This is a genomic window from Streptomyces sp. NPDC037203 (genome assembly GCF_055605065.1).
On sequence record NZ_JBVJUC010000012.1, the window covers coordinates 110,331 to 131,179 of the forward strand.

A 20,849-nucleotide genomic window follows, 5' to 3' on the forward strand; every position below is an offset into this window, starting at 1 on the left:
CCCGCTGCTTCACATCACCGCGTCGGTGCGCAGGGGACCGGCGGTGATGTGGAGGCTGCGGATCCGGCCGCGGTCGTCGAGCCGGTACAGGTGCATGAACGGAGCCCGTACGACCGTGTCCGGGTCGGTCTTCTTCGCCATGACGGCCTCGCCGCGCAGGAACAGCACCCCATCCGGGGCCTGCCAGCACTCCAGCACGGTGTGACTGATGTGCAGCGGCTCGTCGATCTTGACGAAGAACGCCTTGGCGGCCTCCGCGCCGACCAGGTGGGCGGTGCCGAAGAACACCTCGGTGTCGTCGGTCATCAGGGCGAACCCCGCGCCGAAGTCGAGGGTGTCGATCTCGCGCATGAGCTGTCCCACCCACCCCGGCACCGGGGCGGGGGCGGCGTTCCAGGTCATGGTTCCTCCACGCTGCGGGTGATCCTCCGACATGGCATCCCGTCGCCTCGCGCTCAGGCGGCGACGGGACGGGTGGCGAGGAAGGCGTCGATCTCCGCGTTGACCTCGCGGGGGTTTTCGCGGGCGGCCAGGTGGCCGGTGCGCGGCAGGACGCGGAAGGTGCTGCCCTCGATCGCGTCGGCCATCCTCCGCACCACGTGCACGGGGAACTGGCTGTCCTCCTCGCCGGCGATGACCAGGACGGGGATGTCGCTCGCAATGGTCGCGAGCAGCCGGTGCTCGTCCCTTCGCCCGATCAGGATGCTGCGCAACGCCCACGCCACCGACTTGGGGTCGTTGCGCAGCACGACGTCGATGTAGCGCAGGAACTCGGGATTCCCGGCCTCGGCGGTCGGGCCGGCGAACGCCGAGCGCGCCACCTTCGCGGCCAGGCGCGGCATCCGCGCGTGCACCGAGAGGTAGGCGGCCAGCGCGGTCGCCCAGACGCTCTCGAACGTCGTGGGCAACGAGGCGGTGCAGTTGATGCCCACGGCGGCGGCTGTGCGTTCGGGGTGGTACGCCGGGAACACCCCGGCCAGCATGCCGCCCCAGCTGTTGCCCACCAGCACGCACCTGTCGATGCCGAGCGCGTCCAGGATCTCGACCAGCGCGTCGGCGCACTCCTTGAGGTCGATGATGCGCCGCAGCGCGTCGGACCTGCCGTGTCCGGGGCTGTCGACGAGCACCACGCGGTGGGTGGGAGCGAAGTGCTCGTACTGGAAGCGCCACATCGCGCCGTCCATCATCAGGCTCGGCCAGAACACCATGGCCGGGCCGGTATCCCGGCCGCCCACCCGCACGTTCATCAGGCCGAGCGACGTCGGTATCAGTTTGTCGGTGGCGCCGTCGAGCCGGTCCGTCCGTGACATGGTCACTCCTCACACCAGGCACCGAGTGGATTCCTACTAGTAGCGTACGCCTACTAGTAGCAAATCCAAACTACTTTTCCTCGGGCTGCCGGTGATCCTCTCCTCCGTCCTCCTCCGCTCCGCCCTTCTCCGCTCGCGCCCGGAGCGGTCGCAGGTCGGCCGCCCCGATGGGCTGGTGGCAGTGGCTGCACGCGAGATAGGGCTCCGTCTCGTGTCCGCAGGACGCGTGCAGCAGCGGCCGCGCGGCCACCGTCTCTCCGTCGGTGTGGACCTCCGCCCAGCGGGTGACCGCCACGATGGCCGGCACCACCAGTTCCCGTGCGCCGTCGGTGAGCCGGTATTCGTACCAGGGCTTGTCCTCCCGGTACGCGTGCTTCTCCAGCAGGCCGAGTCCGACGAGGTCGTTCAGGCGTGCCGTGAGCATGGTGGCCGAGATGCCCAGCCCGCGCTTGAGTTCGCCGAACCGGTGGACGCCGAAGAAGACCTCGCGCAGGATCTGGTAGTTCCAGCGCTCCGAGATCGCCGCCAGGAACGCTTGCCCATGCTGGAAGACCACCGGTCTGTTCGGTTGGGCCACAGCTCCTCCTCGCGGTCGGGAAACAACACCAGTAGCAAAACGATACCGGTTCGTCCTGCGGCGTTCCGGGGCGCGTGACCCGTCGCCCCGAGAGGATTCCTGGCCGCCGGTGGTGCCACCGGGCCCGAGAGGCGCCGTCGGAGACGCTGATGAGAGGGCTGACCGCCGCCCGGCCGAGCAGGGGCACCCGCCACAGGCCGGCGGTCGCCATGACGACGGACCGGGCGCCCGGGCGGTGCAGTGCGGCCAGGACGACCGCGGGGTCCGCGAATGAGGTGTGGTCGGCCGCGATTCAACCGCGGCTGCCGGCCGCCTCGCGTCCCGGTTCCCGCATGCCCGCGCTTACGCCCGCACGCGGGCCCTTAAGGCGGAGAGGGCAGGATTCGAACCTGCGTGGGCCCCGAAGGGCCCGACCACGAGACGGACTCGGCGGTCCCCGATCAACCACTCCGGGCACCTCTCCCTGCTCCCGGCCCCGGTGGTTCCCGGTGCCGTTCACAGGAAGAAGACTGGCAGGAACCGCTGACGCGCCGCTGACACGGACGCGCCGCCCCTGCCCCCCGTTATGCCGCGCGCAGGTCGATGACCGTGCGCAGCTTCCCGCTGGTCGCGGTGCGCTCGAACGCCTCCCTCGGCACCGTCTCCACGGTGAGGGCCAGCAGGCCCTCCGTCTCGGCGGAGGCCAGCTCCGGCACCTCCGCCGCCAGAGCGCGGTGCGCGGCCCGCGGGTCGTCGGCGTACTGCTCGTCCAGGCGGATCGTCAGCTCCTCCCGGTCGGCGCCGGAGCGGACCACGAGCTGCACCTCGCCGTGGTAGGCGAGCCGCTCCTGCGCCGCGGCGACGACGCGCCGGTAGTTGAGGAAGTACGTGCCGACGCGCACGACGTCGCCGTAGCGGCCGAGCAGTTCCAGCCGGGGTACATGGCTGCCGCAGGCGCACGGGCCCTCGACGGCGCGCCCCAGGTCGCCGATCTCGTAGCGTTCCAGCCGCTGGCCCGCGCGTGCCCGGCTCGTGAACACCAGCCGTCCGGGCTCGCCGGGTACCACCGGCCGGTCGGCCTCCGGGTCGAGGATCTCAAGGGTGTGCAGGTCGGTCAGCACGTGGTGGACCGAGCCGTCGGAGGAGGCGCACTGGTAGCCCAGCGGCCCGAGGTCGGTGCTGCCGTACGCGGCGGACCGGATCACCTCGACGCCGAACTCCTCCATGAGGACGCGGCGTTGCTCACCGGTGAAGTGCTCACCGCCGTAGAACACCGTGCGGATGCCGCCGTACGCGCGCAGCCGGTCGGCCTCGGCGTGGAACAGCTGCCACAGGTAGGACGGCATGCCGAACACGGTGTCCGCCCGGTGGGCGACCAGCGCCTCGGCGACCGTGGCGTGGTCGGGTCCGGCGGCCATCGGCAGCTGGGTTGCGTTCAGCCGCTCCAGGATGGAGAAGAAGCTGATGAAACTCCCGTACATCCCGCCGCAGTAGAACAGGTTGGCCGCGCGGTCCCGCGCCGGGTCGAAGCCGGCGGCGAGCAGCCCGTCGGCCGCGGCCCGCATCTGGTTGTCGTAGTCGTCGACGGTGAACACCGACAGCGCGGGCGCGCCCGTGGAACCGCCACTGCGGAAGTACAGGTGGGCGTGGCGCGCGTCCAGTTCGGCCAGCGCGCGCTGCACGCCCTCCTTGCCGAGCAGCGGCGCGTCCGGGACCGGGGGCAGGACCGGGGCGGACACCAGGTCGTCCAGGCACGCCACCGGCCCGAACTCCGCGTCCGCCGCCCGCACGCTCACCCGGCGGCTGTAGCGCTGGAGCGCGTACACGCCGTCGTGCGGCTCGCCCTCGTAACCCTCGAGCATGGAACCGACCGGAGTGATCCGGGTGACGCCGGCGGCGAACAGGGCGCGCGACAGCGCGGCCACGTCCGCCCGGCCGCCGCCGACCGCCGCGGTCTGCAGGTAGCGGCGCATGGGCCGCAGCGTCCCGGTGATCCGGTGCCGGGGCAGCGGCTTGACCCAGACGCTGCGGTGCAGCGGAGAGGCCGCGAGCGCGGAGCGGGTGTCCGCCAGCACCCGCCAGGAGCCGTCCTCACCGGTGAACACGCGGGTGAGCCCCAAGTGCGCTTCGAGCCGGGCGAGTTGCTGCACGGTGGTGATCTCCGCCAGTTCGGCCGGTCCCGGCCGGGGCGCGGGCCGGGCGCCGGAGACCTTCGCGAGCCGCTCGGCGAACCGGCCGGCGAACGCGAAGACCTCCTCGGTGTCGTCGGTGTCGAGATAGACCACCTGCGGGCTGGAGCAGGCCTGCTGCTCGACGCGGCAGACGTCCTCGGCCAGCGCGTCCAGCAGGCCGTCCTCGGCCGCCGCCGTCCGGGTCAGGTAGGCGAAGGAGATCCGGTGCCCCCAGGCGACGACGCGGCAGCCGGGCGGCGCCAGTTCACGCACCGCGCCCTCCGCCTCCTCACCGCCCCAGACCGCGATGGCGTCGGCCTGCCCGCACAGGGTCTCCAGCCAGTCGCGGCGCGAGGAGGGGAAGCGCAGGGCGATCACCCGCTCGGCGATCAGTCCGCTCGGGTCGGCCGCCGCGAGCGCGGCGAGCAGGTCGAGGGCGAGAGCCGTGTCCGAGCCGCTCGTCTTCAGGACGTTGACGTTCCCGGCGAGCAGGCCCTCCACGACGCTCAGCGGGGCGACCGCGGCCGCGTTGCCGGGTGCGATGTGCACCAGGAGCCCCACCGGCGCCCAGGCCTCGAACACCGTTTCGCGGCCGTCCGGCCGGGTCATCCGTTCCGGACGCAGGCCACCCAGTTCCCGGCGCAGCTTGCGTTCCAGTGCCTGCCGGGTGAGCGCGTCCGCCAGTTCGGCCAGGGTGGATCCGGCTTCCGCGGCGGGCAGGTGGGCCGCCAGCCGGGTGTGGAGGGCGGAGCGGGGGTCGGCCAGGTCCGCGCCGACCGCCGCGCAGGCGCCGAGCACGACGTCGGTGGGCAGCGGGCGCTCCAGGACGCGGGCGGCCGTCTCCGGCAGACCGGCCATCCGCCGTCCTGCCTCGGCGTCGTCGACGAACTCGCCCTGCCAGAGGTGGAGTACGGGTGCGGAAGCGGTCACGACATTCCCTTCATCATTTCGGCGGCGGCGACCGCGCAACTGCGGTTGCGGCTCACCCCGGCGCGGCCGAGCACGGTGAACCAGTCGGTGGACAGCGGGCAGGGGCACTCCTCGCCCGGATGCAGCGAGGCGAGGTCGCCCATGACGACGCTCTGCGCCGGTACGGAGGTGATGTACGGGCTGACCAGGTGCAGGAAGCCGGGTTCGCCGTACGGCAGCGGGCGCAGCGTCCCCGGGTCGCGGACCGCGGCGCGCGACCACACGGGAACATGCAGCCGGTGGTGCGCGCACTCGACGTACGGTACGCAGTGCTCGACGGAGCCGAAGGTGTCGCGGACGGACTCGGCCGGGATGCCGAGGCGTTCGGTGACCGCGGCGCGGAACTCGTCCTTGCCGATCTGCCGGTCGGTGTGGCCCTTCCAGCCGCCGCCGAGCACCACCAGCGATCCTTCGGGCAGCCGCAGCGGGGCCATGCCCATGGCTTTCATCCGCTCCAGGGTGAAGTACAGGAAAGCCGGGAAGCCGAGGATGCGGACCGGCGCGTCCTCGTCGGCGTAGCGCTGAAGCGCGGCGATACAGCCGTGCACGTCGAACTCGTGGCCGGAGCCGGTGTGCCGCAGCGCGTGTGTGGTGTGCCGGGCCGGGGCGAAGTCGCACAGGTAGTTGTCGGTGAACGACGTGCCCAGTTTCAGCGACGGCGCGGGCTCGTAGCTGTAGAGCAGGTAGTTGACCGGCCGGTCGGGGGTGATCCAGCCGTAGTGGTCGAAGATCCGGGCCACCATGCGCTGGGCCGAGCGGATCGTCCACCGGTCGAAGAACATCTGGGACTTCTGTCCGGTGGTGCCCGAGGAGGTCAGGTGCAGGAACACCTCGTCGCGGGGGACGGAGAGCACCTCGTGGCGCTTGAAGAACGCGGCCGGCACCAACGGGGTGCGCACTCCGTCGCCGACGGTCGGCGCCGAGATCTCGGGCTGCTCCTGGAGCAGGGCGGCGAAGAACGGGGACCGCGCGGCGTGCCAGGCGTTGGTCTCGGCCATGGCGGCGGCGAACAGCCCGTCGGCCTCGGCGCCGGTCCCGTACGGGTCCGCCAGGTCGCACAGGCGCTGCACCTGGCCGAGCGCCGCCGGGTCGGGGACCTCGACGGGAGCGAGATGGGGGTTCATCGGGACACCTCGTGAAGGGGCAGATAGGTGGAGGCCCAGGCGCTCAGATAGGCGCCGAGGTAGGGCTGGAGCAGCGGGCTGACGGCCGTCGTACGGAAGTCGATCTGCCGGCTGGTGCGGGAGAGCACCACGTAGTCGTGCAGCCGGTCGCCGACGCGCCGCATCGCCGGGTAGACCGCGCTCGGCACGAACCCGGAGGCCAGGAAGATCTCCAGGGCCTCGGTGTCGGCCAGCGGCAGCAGGGTCTCGGCGTAGTCGGCACCGGCTCGGGTGACCGTGGTCATCAGCGCCTCCAGGGCGCCGGTCAGCGCCGCGGGGCGCGGGTGGACCGCCACGAGCGCGCAGCTGCCCGCCACCGGATCGAGGTCGGCGTACGCCTCGAAGCCGCCGTCGGCCGCGACCAGCAGCGCGTTGGGGGTGTGCAGGGGGAAGAAGCGGTCGGCGGCGCGGGGGAACCGTTCGAGGAAGCGGCGGCGGACGAAGGCCGGTGCGGAGATCAGCTCGATCGGCTCGGCCCCGCAGGCCCGGCGGGGCACGCTTTCGAGGGCGACGGGCCGTGCCGTGCCGGCGCAGTCGATGCCGATGCCCGCAGACGCGGCGGCCAGCAGTCCCGTGAGGCGCTCGGGCACGCGGTCCACGGGGGCCCGCCGTTCCAGCACGCCGTCGGCGTAGCGGGCGAAGAGCGCGAGGCTCTCGCAGCCGTCGACCTCGACGGCGTTGGGCAGCAGGCCGAGGGGCCGGAAGCCGTTGCGTACGACGACGTGCTGCGGGCCCTCGGTGACGACGCGGACGGTGGCGTAGAGCGAGTCGGGCACACCGGTGGCCAGGGCGGCCTCGCACACCGCGCCGGTCAGCCGGGAGGCCAGTCCGCCGCCGCGGTGTCCGGGGTGCACGGCGAGCCCGAGGAGCTTGCCGACGCGGCTGCCCGCGTCCGTCTGCACGACGGCGGAGCCGACGAGGTCCCCGCGGGGCGTACGGGCGGTGAGCCAGTGGGCGGAGCCGTCGGTGATCGTCCGGCGCATCACGGCCGGGTCGCTGCCGAGCGGCACCGGGTAGCCGTGCCCGTACACGTCGAAGTACAACTGCCGCAGTTCGGCGATGTCCTGGACCGCCGCCGGGGCGAGGAGGACGGTCATGACGTCTCCCTCGCCGGGACGAGGGGCGCGGCCGTCGCCGCGACGCCGGCGGAGGTGCGCGGCGCGCCGGGCCGCGCGCGTCCGCCGAGCCACCACAGCGCGAGCGCGACCGGGACCAGTCCGGCGCCCTGGATCAGGCAGAGCGCTCGCGCGCCCAGGTGGTCGCCGAGCGCGCCGAAGACGAGGGAGGACAGCGGGAAGGTGGCTCCGAGGAGGGCCTGCATGACCGCGAAGAAGCCGGGTTTGTCGGCCGCGGGCACCAAGCGCTGGAACAGGGCCACGAAGCGGACGCCGATCACGCCGACGCACCACCCGGCGACGGCCAGCGCGCCGATCGCCGTCGCGTGCCCGGCCCACAGGCCCGGCAGCCCGAGCGCCACGGCCATCACGGCCAGGCAGGCGCTGCCGACGGCGACCGGGCGGCCGGGTACGCGCGCCCCGGTGAAGGAACCGACGAGGGTGCCCGCGCCGAGCGCGGCCTCCAGGGTGGCGACGGTCGACCCGGTGGAGTGCAGCACGCTCCGGGTGTACAGCGGCATGACGACGTAGACGGCGGTGGTGAACAGGTTCGCGGCGGCGAAGCAGAGCAGCACACGGCGGATGAACGGGAGCCCGGCCAGGATCTGGCGCAGCGTCCGGCGTGCGGGTGGCGTGCCGTGTTCTCCGTCTCCGGTTATGGAGCCGTCCGGGGCGTCCTGTTGGTCCGGTGGATCCTGCGGCGCGTCGGGCGTGCCGGTCGCGTGGCGGAAACGGGCCGAGGCGACCAGCGGGGCGGCGAGCAGATAGGCGGTGCCGCAGACGGCCACGACCGCCGGGAGGCCGCCCGCGTCGACCAGGAGCGGCCCGAGCAGTCCGCCACCGAGTCCGGCCAGCGACTGGGTGGACAGTTCGAAGCCGGTGGCGGCCTCGATGTCGGTGTCCTCGACCAGTTCGGGCACCGATGTCGTCAGGCACGGGTCGAACACCGCCTGGCAGGCGGCCAGGGCCAGGCCCACCGCGTACACCGCGGCCATGGGCAGCTCACCGGCGTACGCCCAGAGTGCCACCGGTACGGCGACGGAGCCCGCCACGGCCGCGGCGACGGCCAGCACCGTGCGGTGCGCGTGGCGCGCCACGACACGGGCGACCACGGGGGCGAGCGCGACCGCGGGGAGGGTGCTCACCATCAGGAAGAGGCCCGACTCCAGACCGCGCCGCTCGCCCCCGGCGAAGCCGACGAGCCACCAGACCGCGCCCACCTGGAACATCCGGCCCGCGGCCTGGGTGAGGAGCTGAGCGGTCCACACCCGGCCGAAGGAGGGGTTGCGCAGCACCAGCGGCAGGCGCCGGCCGCGCGGGGCGGCCGCGCTCATGAGTGCGGCCGTTCGTCGACGACCCGTACCAGTTTCCCGGAACGGGAGTTGACGGCGAGATCCTGGTGCCGTGCCCACTCGACGGTGAGCGGGTTCACGTGTCCGGCGTCCGCCGCACCGGTGTAGGCCGGCCGCTGGGCGAGGACGGCCGCGGCCACGGCGGCGCCCAACGCGCCGTGCCGGTCGGTGGGTTCGCCGGTGGCGAGGCGCAGGACGAGGCCGTCGCGGCCGTCCTGGCGGCGTATCACGAGCTGGAGCCCGGTGATCTCGCCCGCCGTGTCGGCGCCGCGCACGACGTCGTGCACGTCCTCGGTGTAGAGGGAGACGGGGCCGACCCGTACGCCCTCCTCGGCGCGGCCGAGAATGCGGAAGACGCCCGCGTCCCGGTCCACCCACTCCGCGCGGTCGCCCGCCGGATAGCGCAGTACCGGCATCAGCCGGCGGCGCAGATCCGTGACGACCAGGCGTCCCGCGACGCCGGTGTCCTCGACGGGCACGTCCTCGTCGTCGAGGATCTCCACGGCCGTGTGCGGGACGAACGCGCGGTGCACCCGCGGGTCGCCGCCGGGTACTGCCTCGCCGAGGAGGCCCGCGTCGACGCTCGCATAGCCCAGTGAGCGGGCCTCGGCGTTCGGGAACGCCTTGCCGAGCAGCGGGAGTTGGTCGCCGAAGAGGCACTCCCCGCCGAAGAAGAGGAGCTCGACGTCGGGCAGGGTGCGGCCGGCCGCGGTGAGGCGTTCGGCGAGCGCGCAGAGGGTGGTCGGGGTGCCGGCGACGACCTCGACGCGGAACTCCTCCAAGGTGGCCGCGGTGGATTCCCAGGGTGTCGCGCCGCCCAGCGGAAGCCGTACGTTGGCCACCGGGGAACGGTGCAGTGAATCCAGGATGAAGGTGAAACTCGCGTACAAGTCTCCGGCGTAGAACAGATCGGCCACTCGATGGCCCGGCCGCAGACCGGCGTTGACAAGTCCGGCGCCAAAAGCGGAGGTGAATTCCCGCCATTCCGTGCGTGTGTAGCAGGAGAACTTCGGGGATCCCGTGGTGCCGCCGCTGCGAAAGACGACCGCTTCCTGCAGCGGGGCTGTCAGCAGTGTGTTCCCGCGGGGTGAGTTGGCCCGCCAGAATTCCGCCTGGGGCACGACCGGCAGGTCCGTGAGCTGGGTGACCTGATCGGGAAGGTGCGAGTAAAGCTGTTGGTAGAACGGTGAGTTGAGGCGCGCGAAGCGTACCAGCTCCGCCAATGATTGAACGGGCATCAATTCCTGCTCGAAGAGGAGTACCCGTCGGCGACCCAGGGGCACGACGGGGGTACGGAGGATTCGGTCCACCCCGGAGGTCGGGCCGGAGGACCGTTTCATCAACCGCTGCCACTCAGCGTATCTCACCATTCGGAACGGGCTTGCATCAACGAGCCTTTCAGGCAATGGGCTTGGCCCGGAGGCGACGAATTCACGCCTCCTCCGGTTCCCGGCGGAGCGGAGACGGTGGTCACATGCCGCCCCGATTCCATAAGGAATGGTTGGCCGTACCAAAAGGACCCTTTGCATGCGGGCCGGAGATCGGCGGGCGGCACGGGGAGAGGGCGCAGGGACGCCGGGTGACGGACCGGAGTACGGCATGTGCCCTTTGTGAATATTTCTGCGCGAGGCCGGGGGCGCCCGCGGAAGCGGGACGGTCGACCTGCCCGAACTGCTCACGGTGGTCGACAGGCTGCCCGTGATGGCGGCGGAGGTCACCGCCACGGCGAACACGGCTGTGCGGCAGGTTCGCCGCCTGAGCGGAGCGACGGATTCGGGGCCCCGAACGGCACCATCCGCCTCACCGGCACCCACGTCCTCGTACCGCTGCGCCGGGGCGAGGACACTCGGATCGAACTCGCCGAAACAGCCGGCCGGTTCGCACGCGCGGGCGCTCGCCTTCCGCTGCGACGTACGCGAGTGGTCCACGGACGTGGCCGCGTGGACCACGGACAAGGAATCGGTCACCGCCCCGCCGCGCCTGAGCGGAAGACGGCGGCTGCCGCCGTACGGCGCAGCTCCTCCACCGCGTCAAGCCGGTCGCGCAGCTGTGCCCCGTCCGGATCGGTCCGTTGCGGGTTTCAGCGAGGCCCCCCGCACAGTCGGGTGCGGCCCGCCACCGTCGGGTGGCGGGCCGCACGCGGTCGGTCTTCGCTTGTGGTGTCGGTCAGGCGCCGGGCTGCACGGGGCCGATCCGGGTGCCGAAGTCGACGGACAGCTTGCCGTCGGCCTCCTGGTCGCCGGGGATGACTCCGCCGCCGGGGGTCCTGAGGGTGAAGACGGTCCGGTTGGCCGGCGCGCCCTTGGAGGCGTTGGGCACCTGGATGTCGAAGTGGACCGGGTGGCCGGGGCCGAAGGTCACCTTGGTGTTCTGCGCGCCGTACGGCTTCGCGGTGATGCCCTTGAGGGAGCCGTTGTCGTAGAACTTCACGTCGCGGGGGGAGCCGGCCAGCTGGCAGGCGCTGGTCTTGGGGGCCGCGGTCAGCGTGACGCGGTAGTGGCGGTGCCCGGAGCTGGCGGTGTCCGGCGTGATCTTCGTCTTGAGGTTGGCGGGGCGGCACGAGGACGGCGCACCGGAGCCGGCCGGGTGCGCGGTGGCGGATGCCTGCGCGACACCCGTACCGGCGATTCCCGCCAGTGCAACGCCGGCGACTGCCATCACGAACTTGGTGGACTTACCCATGGTCGACTCTCCGTGTCTCGCTGTCGTACGTGGGGCCGCCGGCCCCGGACTCCTGACACCACGAAGCCTGCCGATTCCCTTCGTTATGGGTGTCACGGCGATGTAACGCCTTCGCCACAGCGAACGGAGTGCCGGTCAGACGCGGAGCAGGTCGGCCGAGACGGTCCACAGGCGCTGGGCAGTGGCGGGGTCGAGCGCCCATTCCTTGACGCCGTGCGGGTGCTGCGCGAGGTCGGCGTCGTTCGGCACGGTGTAGGCCTCCTGCGCATCGTCGAGATAGTGGCCTCCCGAGTGGGCGAACTCGGGGGCGACGGCCGCGACGATGCTGGTGGCGGCCCCCTGCTCGACCGTTTTGTACGTGAAGACTCCGGCAGCCTCGGCCGCGTCGAGCGATGCCCTTTGTTCCGGTGTGAAGTTCCGCTGCAGTCCCGTCGCGACACCGCCGGGGTTCACCGCATTGGCGACGATGCCGTCGGCGGCCCACCGGCGGGTCGCCTCGACGGCGAAGAGAGAGTTCGCCGTCTTCGACTGGGCGTAGGCGATCTGCGGGTCGTAGCCCCGGCGCTCGAAGTGCAGGTCGTCGAAGCCGACGCCGGACCGCATGTGCGCCGTCGAACTGACCGAGACGATCCGGGCCCCGTCGCGGTCGGACGCCCCGAGGGCCAGGGCGTGGTGAAGGCCGGTGGCCAGAGCGAAGTGGCCGAGATGGTTCGTCGCGAACTGCAACTCCCAGCCCTCCCGCGTTCGTTCGAGGCCTCCGGTGACCACGCCCGCGTTGTTGACCAACAGGTGAAGCGGACCGCTCCACGCATCGGCGAACCCTGTGACGGCGGCCCTGTCGGTGAGGTCCAGCCGGACGACTCGGGGCCGGATCCCCCCGGTCGACCTGCCGATCGTCTCGGCGACGGCGTCACCCGCAGTCGCATTCCGCACGGCGAGCGTCACTTCCGCCCCGGCAGCGGTCAGCGCACGAGCCGTCTCGATCCCGATCCCGGAGGAGGCTCCCGTCACGATGGCGCGGACACCGGTGAGGTCGATGTCCCGCAGCACCTCGTCCGCGGTGCTGGAGGCGGTGAAGGGCGTGCGGATGAGTGTGCGCGTGTCCATGACGGTCGACTATACGTACTTGACAATATTTGTATAGTGCGAATCCCGCTCGTATGCTCGCGTCATGAGCAGTCCCGACACCGACCACCTGCCGTCGACCGCCGCTGATACCGGCCGCAGAACGATGGTTCTGGAGTCCGCCATGGCCACGTTCGCGCGATTCGGCTACCGGAAGACCTCGATGGAGGAGGTGGCGCGGGCGGCGCAGATCTCCCGGCCCGGCCTCTACTTCCTCTTCTCCTCGAAGGAGGCTCTGTTCCGTGCCGCGGTCACCCAGGCCCTGGAGCGCGACATCGCCGTGGTCGAACAGGTCCTGGCCGACCACAGCCGCCCCCTTGCGGAGCGCCTCGCCGAAGCGTTCGACCAGTGGGCGGCCCGCTACATCGGCCCGCCGGCGCGCGATATCGCGACGGTCATCGAGGAGAACCCCGACCTGCTCGGAGAGACGGTCGAGACCGCACCGCGACGCTTCGAGGAACTGATCACGGACGCGATCGCCGCCGAGTCGGGACGAGAGGCGGCTCTCCCCGTCGCGCAGACGATGATCAGCACATCGATCGGCCTCAAGCATCAGGCCCCGTCCCGTGAGTTCTACCGCGAACGACTGGCGGTCGCCATCGGTCTCCTGGTGCGCTGAGGAGCGGTACGACGGCGTCGACGGCGTCACCCATGTCGGGTCCGCAGCCGGACGGGAGTGCTCTGGGCAGACGCGGGCCGGAGGTGATCGGGGCGGCCGTGGGCTCAGCCTCCTTCCGGCGGGGTACGGTCGCCGTCGGTGCGGGTCGGCCCGTCGTCAGCTGCCGGAGCGGGGTCGGATGCCGTGCCGGGGGCCGCGACGGCGGTCGGTCCGGAGACAGGGCCCGGCCTCCGCGCGCGTTCGGCGGCGCGGACGATGTTGCGGGCCATGCCGCCGAACACGGCAGCGTGGAAGGGCGACACGCTCCACCAGTACAGGTGGCCGAGCAGTCCGTGCGGGTGGAACAGGGCCCGCTGCCGGTAGCGGGCGCCACCGGCCCGGTCCTTGTCGACGTACATCTCCAGCCAGGCCAGCCCCGGCAGCCGCATCTCGGCGCGCAGCCGCAGCAGCCGTCCCCGCTCGATCTCCTCCACCCGCCAGAAGTCCAGCGAGTCGCCGACGCGAAGCCGCCGGGCGTCACGGCGCCCCCGGCGCAGGCCCACCCCGCCGACGAGGCGGTCGAGCCAGCCGCGCACCGCCCAGGCCAGGGGCAGGGAGTACCAGCCGTTCTCACCGCCGATGCCCTCGACGACGTCCCACAGCGCGTCGGGCGTCGCATCGGCGTGGCGTTCGCGCACGTCGGTGTAGAGGCTGCCACCCGCCCAGTCGGGGTCGGTGGGCAGCGGGTCGCTGGGCGCGCCGGGCAGGGACGCCGACGACCAGCGGGTGGCGACCTGGGCGTCCCGCACGCGTTGCAGGGCCAGCGCGACGGCTCGGTCGAAACCGATCGGGTGGCCGGGCGGGCTGGGCACGTACCGTTCGATGTCCCGCTCCCGGCAGACCACCTCGTGGCGCAGCGACTCCGTCAGCGGGCGGGCGATGGAGGCCGGTACCGGGGTCACCAGGCCGACCCAGTGGCTGGACAGGCCGGGGGTGAGCACCGGCACGGGGAGGATGAGCCGCCGGGGCAGCCCGGCGACGGCGGTGTACCGCTGCATCATCTCCAGGTAGGTGAGCACCTCGGGGCCACCGATGTCGAAGGCGCGGTTGACGTCGGCCGGCAGACCGGCGCAGCCCACCAGGACGCGGAGCACGTCCCGCACGGCGATCGGCTGGATGCGGGTGCGCACCCAGCGCGGCGTGACCATCACCGGCAGCCGCTCGGTGAGGTAGCGCAGCATCTCGAAGCTCGCGGACCCCGAGCCGATGATGACGGCGGCCCGCAGCACGGCCGTCGGCACGCCCGAGCCGAGGAGGATGGACCCCACCTCGGCGCGGGAGCGCAGGTGCGGCGACAGCTCCCGCTCGGGCGCACCGGCCGGGGTCAGCCCGCCCAGGTAGATCAGGCGGCCGACGCCGGCCCTGCGGGCCTGTTCGCCGAACACGCGGGCGGCCTGCCGGTCAGTGCGCTCGAAGTCGCGGCCGGTGCCGAGCGCGTGCACCAGGTAGTAGGCGACGTCGACGCCCTCCATCGCCGCCGCCACCGAGCCCGCGTCGGTGACATCGCCGCGTACGATCTCCACCCTCGCGGCCCACGGCTGGTCGCGCAGCTTCCGGGGCGTGCGTACCAGGCAGCGCACCCGGTATCCGGCGTCCAGCAGCTCCGGCACCAGCCGTCCGCCGATGTAGCCGCCGGCGCCCGTCACCAGACAGGTTGCCGGAACCGTGCCCGCCGCTCCGCTGGGGCTCGACGCCCCCGCCGTCTCGTTCGCCACGCAAACCGCCTCAGCCTCGTCAGTGCGCCACCGGGCGCCTCCCGGCACCTCTACGGTGCCGACCGTCCGTCCGGATGCGCCGGGTGCACGCGGCAAACGAGTGAGGCCGTGGTCTGGTGCCGACTGGCAGCTCACGGGTCGGCAAGGCAGGTTGCCGGACAGGCAGGTCCTGGCAGTCGCCTACGTTTCCCTCGTCCTCTCCCTCGTCCTCACGGCTGCCTTTGAGGGCGAAGGCCGTCCACGAGGATGTCCAGGAGCCGGTCGGCTGTGACCGTGTCGCCGAGCTGATGCGCGATGGTGAAGATTCCGATCAGGCCGGCTGCGACTTCCTCGGCGGTGACGTCGGACCGGAGGTCTCCGGCTGTGCGGCCCGCGTCGAGAATCGCCGATATCGCGTCCAGGAGCGCGTCCCTGGTCTGTGCGTGGCCGACCGCGCCCGACTCGATCAGCGCCGGCAGGGTGTCGAGCATGCCGTTCTTCGTCGCGACCCAGTGTCCGAAGAGGTCCATCCAGCGTCGCATCGCAACGGCCGGGGCTTCGTCGGCGAGCAAGTCGTGGGCGCCGTTCGTGAGGCGGACGACCTGGTCGCGGTAGACGGCCTCCACCAGGGACTCGCGCGTCGGGAAGTGGCGGTAGAGCGTCCCGATGCCCACACCGGCCTCGCGAGCGATGGCGCGCAGGGACGTCTCCGCGTCGGGCGAGGCGAACACACGTGTCGCGACCTCGAGCAGCTGATCGCGGTTGCGGGCGGCGTCGGCTCGCGTTGCCCGCGGCTTCGAACTCGTCAAACGGATCACGCTCCGGTTATGCTGGGCTTCATAAGCGGAGCATAGTCCGTTTCTGGTGGCTCCACGAATACGAGGAAGCGAGCAGGACATGCAGCGACACGGCCACACCCTCCAAGGCGGCGCGAGCAGGGCCGTTCTGCTCGACTCGTTCGGCGGCCCGGAGGTCTTGGCGCTCAGGGACGTGCCTGAGCCGCAGGCGGGCGACGGGCAGATCCGCGTCCGCGTGTCGGCGGCCGGACTGAACCCCATGGACTGGTTCATGACCTCCGACGCCGAGACCGCGGCACGGTTCGGTCTGAGCCTGCCCTGCGGCTTCGGGACCGATTACGCCGGAGTCGTGGACCAGGTCGGTGCCGGCGCGAGCGGCTACGCGGTCGGTGACCGCGTGTTCGGGACGGCCCTGTCTCGGGCGGTCGCCGACCACGTCGTCCTCGACGCGGACGGCGACATCACCGGCGGCATAGCCCACCACACCCCGGCCGGCGTCGACGACCGCACCGCCGCCACGCTCGCGATCGCGGGCAGCACCGCTTCCGCCGCTCTCGACGTGCTCGGCCTCGGTTCCCACGACACGGTGCTGATCGGCGGCGCCGGCGGCGGAGTCGGGGTGTTCGCCGTCCAGCTGGCACGGATCGCGGGCGCGCGCGTCATCGGGACCGGCTCGCCGTCGTCAGCGGAGTACTTGCGCAGCCTCGGCGCCGAGTCGGTCGCGTACGGCGCGGGCCTGGCCGACCGGGTCCGCGCCCTCGGCGCGGGTGCCGTCACCGCGGCCCTGGACCTGTACGGAACGGAAACGGTGCACGCCGCGCGCGAGCTGGGAGTCCCGGACGGCCGCATCTGCACCATCGCGGGCCAGGTCGACGGCGTTCCCGCCGCCACCGGCGCCAACGCCGCGCCCGACGCCCTGGAGGACATCGCGCGCCTTGTCGCGGCAGACCGCCTGCGGGTACCCATCGCGGCGACCTACCCCGTCGAGGACATCCGCGCGGCCGTCGAACTCCAGGCGGCCCGACACGTCCGCGGCAAGGCCGTCATCGACCTCTGATCCCGAATCCTGACAGCGCGGTCCGCAGTCGGGAGCGCCCGACGCGGCACGCAGACACCGCCGGCCCTTGCAGCCGGGCCGGACAACTCGCCGACGGCCCCGATCCCGTCCTCCCGCCGACGCGGGGTCTTCCGGGTGCCGCCGACTGACCGGCCGCCGGTGTACACGCGGCTCGTGTCACAGCAGGTGCGGCACCGGTCGCACCCGCGGCCCCGTCTTTGCCTGGCGAACCGGAAGGACCGAGCGGCCGGCGGGCCCGGAAGGACCGGCCGGTCCTTCCGGACCGGGAGGCCCGCCGGGGCCCACGATGCTCCTGCCGGGCTCGCCCCGGCTGCCCGGCGCCACGGCGACCGGCGACGCACCCAGACGCTCCACCTGCGCGGCCAGCGCATCCCTGGCGCGGTTTGCGGCGGGGCCTTCCCGTCGGCCTGGAAGTAGTTGGTGTCGTTGCTGGAAGGAGTCGGTGTTGCTGAACGGAGCGGACGTCGACTGGTACGAGTGCTGGCGCGCGGTCGCCCGGTTCGGATCGCCCGGTCTCCCGCACCCTGCCACCACCCATCACCCGCCCCGCTCGCTACTCCCCGCGTGCCCTCCGCCGGAACGCCGTCGGTGTGGCGCCGGTGCGCTGTCGGAAGAACTTGGTGAAGTCGCCGGTCCCCGCGAAACCGAGTCGTTCGGCCACCGCGCTCACGGCCAGGTCGCCGTGGGCCAGCTCCCGCTTGGCCTCCAGAACCACCCGTTCATCGACATAGCGCTTCGCCGGCATCCCGACGGCCGCCTCCGTGGCCCGTGTGAGGGTGCGCCGACTGTAGCCGAGGGCGGCAGCGTAGTCCTCCACCCGCCGGGTGACGGCGAAATCGCGCTCGACGGCTCGGTGGAAGCGACGGAACGTCTCGCTCGGCACCGCCCTGCCCGGCTCGGACCCGTAGGCCGCCGTCAGCCGTTCCACCAGCACCGCCAGCAGGCGCCGCAACACTCTGAGGTGGGCCTCCAGCGGCAGCTCCGCCGAGCTGTCGTACTCGTAGCGCAGGTGGTCCAGGGCCCTGCGCAACCCCTCGGCCGCCGGTCCCGCCGGGCTGAGCGGTCCCCGTGCGAAGGTCGGGTCGGCGACGGCGGCGGCTGTGGTCGCCGAGTCCGGGAATCCCGGCGGGAAGGCGACCACCACACCGTCCGCCTCCGTCAGACCCGGCTCCCAGCGCTGCACCTGCCCCGGCCGGATCCACAGCCAGTCACCCGCGCCCGGCTCGTACGCCGTGAAGTCCACCCGCACGCCGATCCGGCCGGAGCGCACCGCGACGATCTGGTGGAAGGCCGGCCGCAGGGGAGCGTAGGGATCGTTGCCGTGCCGCAGTGCGCGTTCGGCCAGCGCCGCCAGGTCCACCAGCTCCAGACCGGGCGGCGACCCCGCCGTGTGCCGGAACACCAGCTTCCGGATCACCGGCCCCGAAGACTGTCCGTTTTTGCCCATCGTGAGTCCCGAGCTTACCGCCGCCCGCCGTGCCCGCGCTCCTAGGCTGTTTACGTCGGCGCAGGTCAGCGCCGCATGGGCGAGAGGTGACCGCCGTATGAGACTGATCGTGGGAATGACGGGAGCCACGGGCGCCGTCCTCGGTGTCCGTTTCCTTCAGACCCTGGCCGAGCTGCCCGAGGTGGAGACACACCTGGTCCTCAGCCGGTGGGCGCGCACCACGATCGAGCTGGAGACCGGTCTGTCCGCGGACGCGGTCGGAGAACTGGCCGATGTCGTGCACCGCCCCGAGGACCAGGGAGCCGTCATCTCCTCCGGCTCCTTCCGCACCGACGGCATGGTGATCGTGCCGTGCTCGATGAAGACCCTCGCCGGCATCCGCGCCGGTTACGCCGACGGTCTGGTCGGCCGGGCCGCGGACGTCGTCCTCAAGGAACGCCGCCCGCTCGTGCTGGTGCCCAGGGAGACACCGCTGAGCGAGATCCACCTGGAGAACATGCTCACGCTGTCGCGGATGGGCGTCCGGATGGTGCCGCCCATGCCCGCCTTCTACAACCATCCGCAGACCGTGGACGACATCGTCGACCACATCGTCACGCGTCTCCTCGACCAGCTCGACCTGCCCGCTCCGGCGGCCAAGCGGTGGGAGGGGATGCGCGCCGCCCGATCCCTGCGGCCGGCCTCCTGACGACGTACCGGCCGGTCTCTCCCGCGACGTACCGGCCGCCCCCCGCCCCCGCTTCCGCAGCGACACCCCACGGAGTACCCATGCCCTACGACGATCTGCGCTCCTTCCTCGACACCCTCGACGAGGAGGGGCAACTACTGCGGGTCAGCGAGGAAGTCCTCCCCGAACCGGATCTGGCCGCCGCCGCCAACGCCACCGGCCGGATCGGAGAGGGCGCCCCCGCCCTCTGGTTCGACAACGTCAAGGGCTTCACCGACGCCCGTATCGCCCTCAACGTGCACGGCTCCTGGGCCAACCACGCGCTCGCCCTCGGCCTGCCCAAGCACACCCCGGTCAAGAAACAGGTGGCCGAGTTCGCCCGGCGCTGGGACGCGTTCCCCGTCCCGCCCGAACGCCGCGAGGACGCGCCGTGGCGCGCCAACACCCAGGAGGGCGAGGACGTCGACCTCTTCTCCGTGCTGCCGCTGTTCCGGCTCAACGACGGCGACGGCGGCTTCTACCTCGACAAGGCCGCCGTGGTCTCGCGCGACCCCGAGGATCCCGGCAACTTCGGCAAGCAGAACGTCGGCACGTACCGACTGGAGGTCGTCGGCCGTGACCGGCTGGCCATCCAGCCCGTCCCCGTCCACGACATCGCCCTGCATCTGCGCAAGGCCGAGGAGCGGGGCGAGGACCTGCCGATCGCCATCACCCTCGGCAACGACCCGGTCATGGCCATCGTGGCCGGCATGCCGATGCGCTACGACCAGAGCGAGTACGAGATGGCGGGCGCCCTGCGCGGTGCGCCCGCGCCGATCGCCACCGCCCCGCTCACCGGCTTCGACGTGCCCTGGGGCTCGGAGGTCGTGATCGAGGGTGTCGTGGAGGGCCGCAAGCGCCAGATCGAGGGACCCTTCGGCGAGTTCACCGGGCACTACTCCGGCGGCCGCCGGATGCCCGTGATCCGCGTCGACCGGATCTCGTACCGCACCCGCCCGGTCTTCGAGTCGCTCTACCTGGGCATGCCGTGGACCGAGTGCGACTACCTGGTCGGCCCCAACACCTGCGTCCCGCTGCTGAAGCAACTGCGCGCCGAGTTCCCCGAGGTCCAGGCCGTCAACGCCATGTACACGCACGGCCTGCTGGCCATCATCTCCACTGAAAAGCGCTACGGCGGCTTCGCCAAGGCGGTCGCGATGCGCGCCATGACCACCCCGCACGGCCTGGGGTACATCACGACGGTCATCGTGGTCGACGAGGACGTGGACCCGTTCGACCTTCCGCAGGTCATGTGGGCGGTGTCCGCGAAGGTCAATCCGTCCGGCGACGTACTGATCATGCCCAACCTGCCGGTCGTCGAACTGGCGCCGGCCGCGCAGCCCGCGGGCATCACCAGCAAGATGATCATCGACGCCACCACGCCGGTCGCCCCCGACGTCCGCGGCAACTTCTCGACCCCGGCGAAGGACCTGCCCGAGACGCGCCAGTGGGTGACCAGGATCCAGAACCTCATGGCCGCGCGCGGCTGAGCCGCCCGGCATCCGCCGCCCGGCATCCGCTGCCGAGAACCCCGGCCCCCGCCTCCGAGAGGGAGAGACCCCATGCCCGTGTGCCCCCGCTGTGCCTTCGGGACCGTCGAGACACTGCACTCCTCACCCGTCCCCGGCGTCTGGGACGTCCTGCAGTGCCGACGCTGTCTGTACACCTGGCGCACCACCGAACCGGCCCGCCGCACCCAGCGCGACGCCTACCCCGAGCAGTTCCGGCTGACCGCCGACGCCATCGAGGCCGCCCCCGAGGTCCCGGCGGTGCCGCCGCTGCGCACTCCTGCCTGAGCGGCATACGGCGTCTGCCCGTCCCGCCCGGACAAGCGGGCGCACAAGGCCGCTCGCCACCCTGGGGAGTACGACTTCGAACCCGAGGGCGACGGCACCCGGCGCCCCGGCCCCGACCGACGACTGGAGCCGATAGCCGCCCGCCGTACCTCCCCCGTGGCGGGCGTCCCCTGACCGGCGTGCAGAGATCAAGGCCGACTGCGGCAACGTCCGCGGATTCCCGAACGCTC

Annotated in this window: 18 protein-coding genes and 2 pseudogenes; 5 read left to right on the plus strand and 15 right to left on the minus strand. The window is 72.2% G+C overall.

Annotated elements, in window-relative coordinates; genetic code table 11:
• Positions 1-9 precede the first annotated feature (9 nt).
• The 12 genes and pseudogenes from ACZ7EC_RS27560 to ACZ7EC_RS27615 form a co-directional block, all read right to left on the minus strand.
• Positions 10-402 (minus strand): nuclear transport factor 2 family protein, encoded by a 393-nt coding sequence (locus ACZ7EC_RS27560; RefSeq protein ID WP_471066709.1) that lies wholly within the window; start codon positions 400-402, stop codon positions 10-12.
• Between the two features lie 53 nt (positions 403-455).
• Positions 456-1,310 carry an alpha/beta fold hydrolase gene (locus tag ACZ7EC_RS27565; RefSeq protein WP_471066711.1) on the minus strand — a complete coding sequence of 285 codons (855 nt, stop codon included), beginning with the start codon at positions 1,308-1,310 and terminating at the stop codon, positions 456-458.
• A 70-nt stretch (positions 1,311-1,380) separates the two neighbouring features.
• Positions 1,381-1,887, minus strand: coding sequence for a winged helix-turn-helix transcriptional regulator (locus ACZ7EC_RS27570; protein WP_471066712.1), 507 nt, complete (start codon positions 1,885-1,887; stop codon positions 1,381-1,383).
• 166 nt (positions 1,888-2,053) lie between these two features.
• Positions 2,054-2,179: pseudogene (locus ACZ7EC_RS27575) on the minus strand (1-acyl-sn-glycerol-3-phosphate acyltransferase); the annotation flags it as partial.
• A 76-nt stretch (positions 2,180-2,255) separates the two neighbouring features.
• Positions 2,256-2,350: pseudogene (locus tag ACZ7EC_RS27580) on the minus strand.
• Positions 2,351-2,450: 100 nt separating this feature from the next.
• A complete protein-coding gene (locus tag ACZ7EC_RS27585; RefSeq protein WP_471066714.1) occupies positions 2,451-4,967 on the minus strand; it encodes an acyl-CoA reductase in 2,517 nt (838 codons plus the stop codon).
• Positions 4,964-6,130: a LuxE/PaaK family acyltransferase gene (locus ACZ7EC_RS27590; RefSeq protein ID WP_471066716.1), complete on the minus strand. Its 1,167-nt coding sequence runs from the start codon at positions 6,128-6,130 to the stop codon at positions 4,964-4,966. The genes ACZ7EC_RS27585 and ACZ7EC_RS27590 overlap by 4 nt, the downstream gene beginning before the upstream one ends.
• The gene (locus ACZ7EC_RS27595; protein ID WP_471066718.1) at positions 6,127-7,266 is read right to left on the minus strand and encodes a GNAT family N-acetyltransferase; all 1,140 of its coding nucleotides are present in this window, start codon (positions 7,264-7,266) and stop codon (positions 6,127-6,129) included. Before ACZ7EC_RS27595 ends, ACZ7EC_RS27590 begins: the two co-directional genes overlap by 4 nt.
• Positions 7,263-8,618 (minus strand): MFS transporter, encoded by a 1,356-nt coding sequence (locus ACZ7EC_RS27600; protein ID WP_471066719.1) that lies wholly within the window; start codon positions 8,616-8,618, stop codon positions 7,263-7,265. The genes ACZ7EC_RS27595 and ACZ7EC_RS27600 overlap by 4 nt, the downstream gene beginning before the upstream one ends.
• Positions 8,615-9,478 (minus strand): phenylacetate--CoA ligase family protein, encoded by an 864-nt coding sequence (locus tag ACZ7EC_RS27605; RefSeq protein WP_471066721.1) that lies wholly within the window; start codon positions 9,476-9,478, stop codon positions 8,615-8,617. Before ACZ7EC_RS27605 ends, ACZ7EC_RS27600 begins: the two co-directional genes overlap by 4 nt.
• A 1,324-nt stretch (positions 9,479-10,802) precedes the next feature.
• Positions 10,803-11,318 (minus strand): DUF4232 domain-containing protein, encoded by a 516-nt coding sequence (locus ACZ7EC_RS27610; RefSeq protein ID WP_471066723.1) that lies wholly within the window; start codon positions 11,316-11,318, stop codon positions 10,803-10,805.
• A 135-nt stretch (positions 11,319-11,453) separates the two neighbouring features.
• On the minus strand, positions 11,454-12,425 hold the full coding sequence (locus ACZ7EC_RS27615) for an SDR family NAD(P)-dependent oxidoreductase (protein ID WP_471066725.1): 972 nt from the start codon (positions 12,423-12,425) through the stop codon (positions 11,454-11,456).
• Positions 12,426-12,567: 142 nt separating this feature from the next.
• Between ACZ7EC_RS27615 and ACZ7EC_RS27620 the strand changes: the two genes are divergently transcribed.
• A complete protein-coding gene (locus ACZ7EC_RS27620) occupies positions 12,568-13,062 on the plus strand; it encodes a TetR/AcrR family transcriptional regulator (protein WP_471066950.1) in 495 nt (164 codons plus the stop codon).
• A 104-nt stretch (positions 13,063-13,166) separates the two neighbouring features.
• Here ACZ7EC_RS27620 and ACZ7EC_RS27625 read toward each other — a convergent pair whose 3' ends face one another.
• A complete protein-coding gene (locus ACZ7EC_RS27625; RefSeq protein WP_471066952.1) occupies positions 13,167-14,747 on the minus strand; it encodes an SDR family oxidoreductase in 1,581 nt (526 codons plus the stop codon).
• Positions 14,748-15,025: 278 nt separating this feature from the next.
• Positions 15,026-15,604, minus strand: coding sequence for a TetR/AcrR family transcriptional regulator (locus tag ACZ7EC_RS27630; protein WP_471066727.1), 579 nt, complete (start codon positions 15,602-15,604; stop codon positions 15,026-15,028).
• 88 nt (positions 15,605-15,692) lie between these two features.
• Here ACZ7EC_RS27630 and ACZ7EC_RS27635 point away from each other — a divergent pair, with 88 nt between their 5' ends.
• Complete coding sequence (locus ACZ7EC_RS27635) at positions 15,693-16,649, plus strand: NADP-dependent oxidoreductase (RefSeq protein WP_471066729.1); 957 nt, start codon at positions 15,693-15,695, stop codon at positions 16,647-16,649.
• 574 nt (positions 16,650-17,223) lie between these two features.
• Here ACZ7EC_RS27635 and ACZ7EC_RS27640 read toward each other — a convergent pair.
• Positions 17,224-18,087 (minus strand): helix-turn-helix domain-containing protein, encoded by an 864-nt coding sequence (locus ACZ7EC_RS27640; RefSeq protein WP_471066731.1) that lies wholly within the window; start codon positions 18,085-18,087, stop codon positions 17,224-17,226.
• A 127-nt stretch (positions 18,088-18,214) separates the two neighbouring features.
• Here ACZ7EC_RS27640 and ACZ7EC_RS27645 point away from each other — a divergent pair, with 127 nt between their 5' ends.
• The 3 genes from ACZ7EC_RS27645 (at position 18,215) to ACZ7EC_RS27655 (ending at position 20,619) form a co-directional block, all read left to right on the plus strand.
• On the plus strand, positions 18,215-18,805 hold the full coding sequence (locus tag ACZ7EC_RS27645) for a non-oxidative hydroxyarylic acid decarboxylases subunit B (protein WP_471066733.1): 591 nt from the start codon (positions 18,215-18,217) through the stop codon (positions 18,803-18,805).
• Positions 18,806-18,885: 80 nt separating this feature from the next.
• Complete coding sequence (locus ACZ7EC_RS27650; protein ID WP_471066735.1) at positions 18,886-20,313, plus strand: non-oxidative hydroxyarylic acid decarboxylases subunit C; 1,428 nt, start codon at positions 18,886-18,888, stop codon at positions 20,311-20,313.
• A 72-nt stretch (positions 20,314-20,385) separates the two neighbouring features.
• The gene (locus ACZ7EC_RS27655) at positions 20,386-20,619 is read left to right on the plus strand and encodes a non-oxidative hydroxyarylic acid decarboxylases subunit D (protein WP_471066737.1); all 234 of its coding nucleotides are present in this window, start codon (positions 20,386-20,388) and stop codon (positions 20,617-20,619) included.
• Positions 20,620-20,849 lie beyond the last annotated feature (230 nt).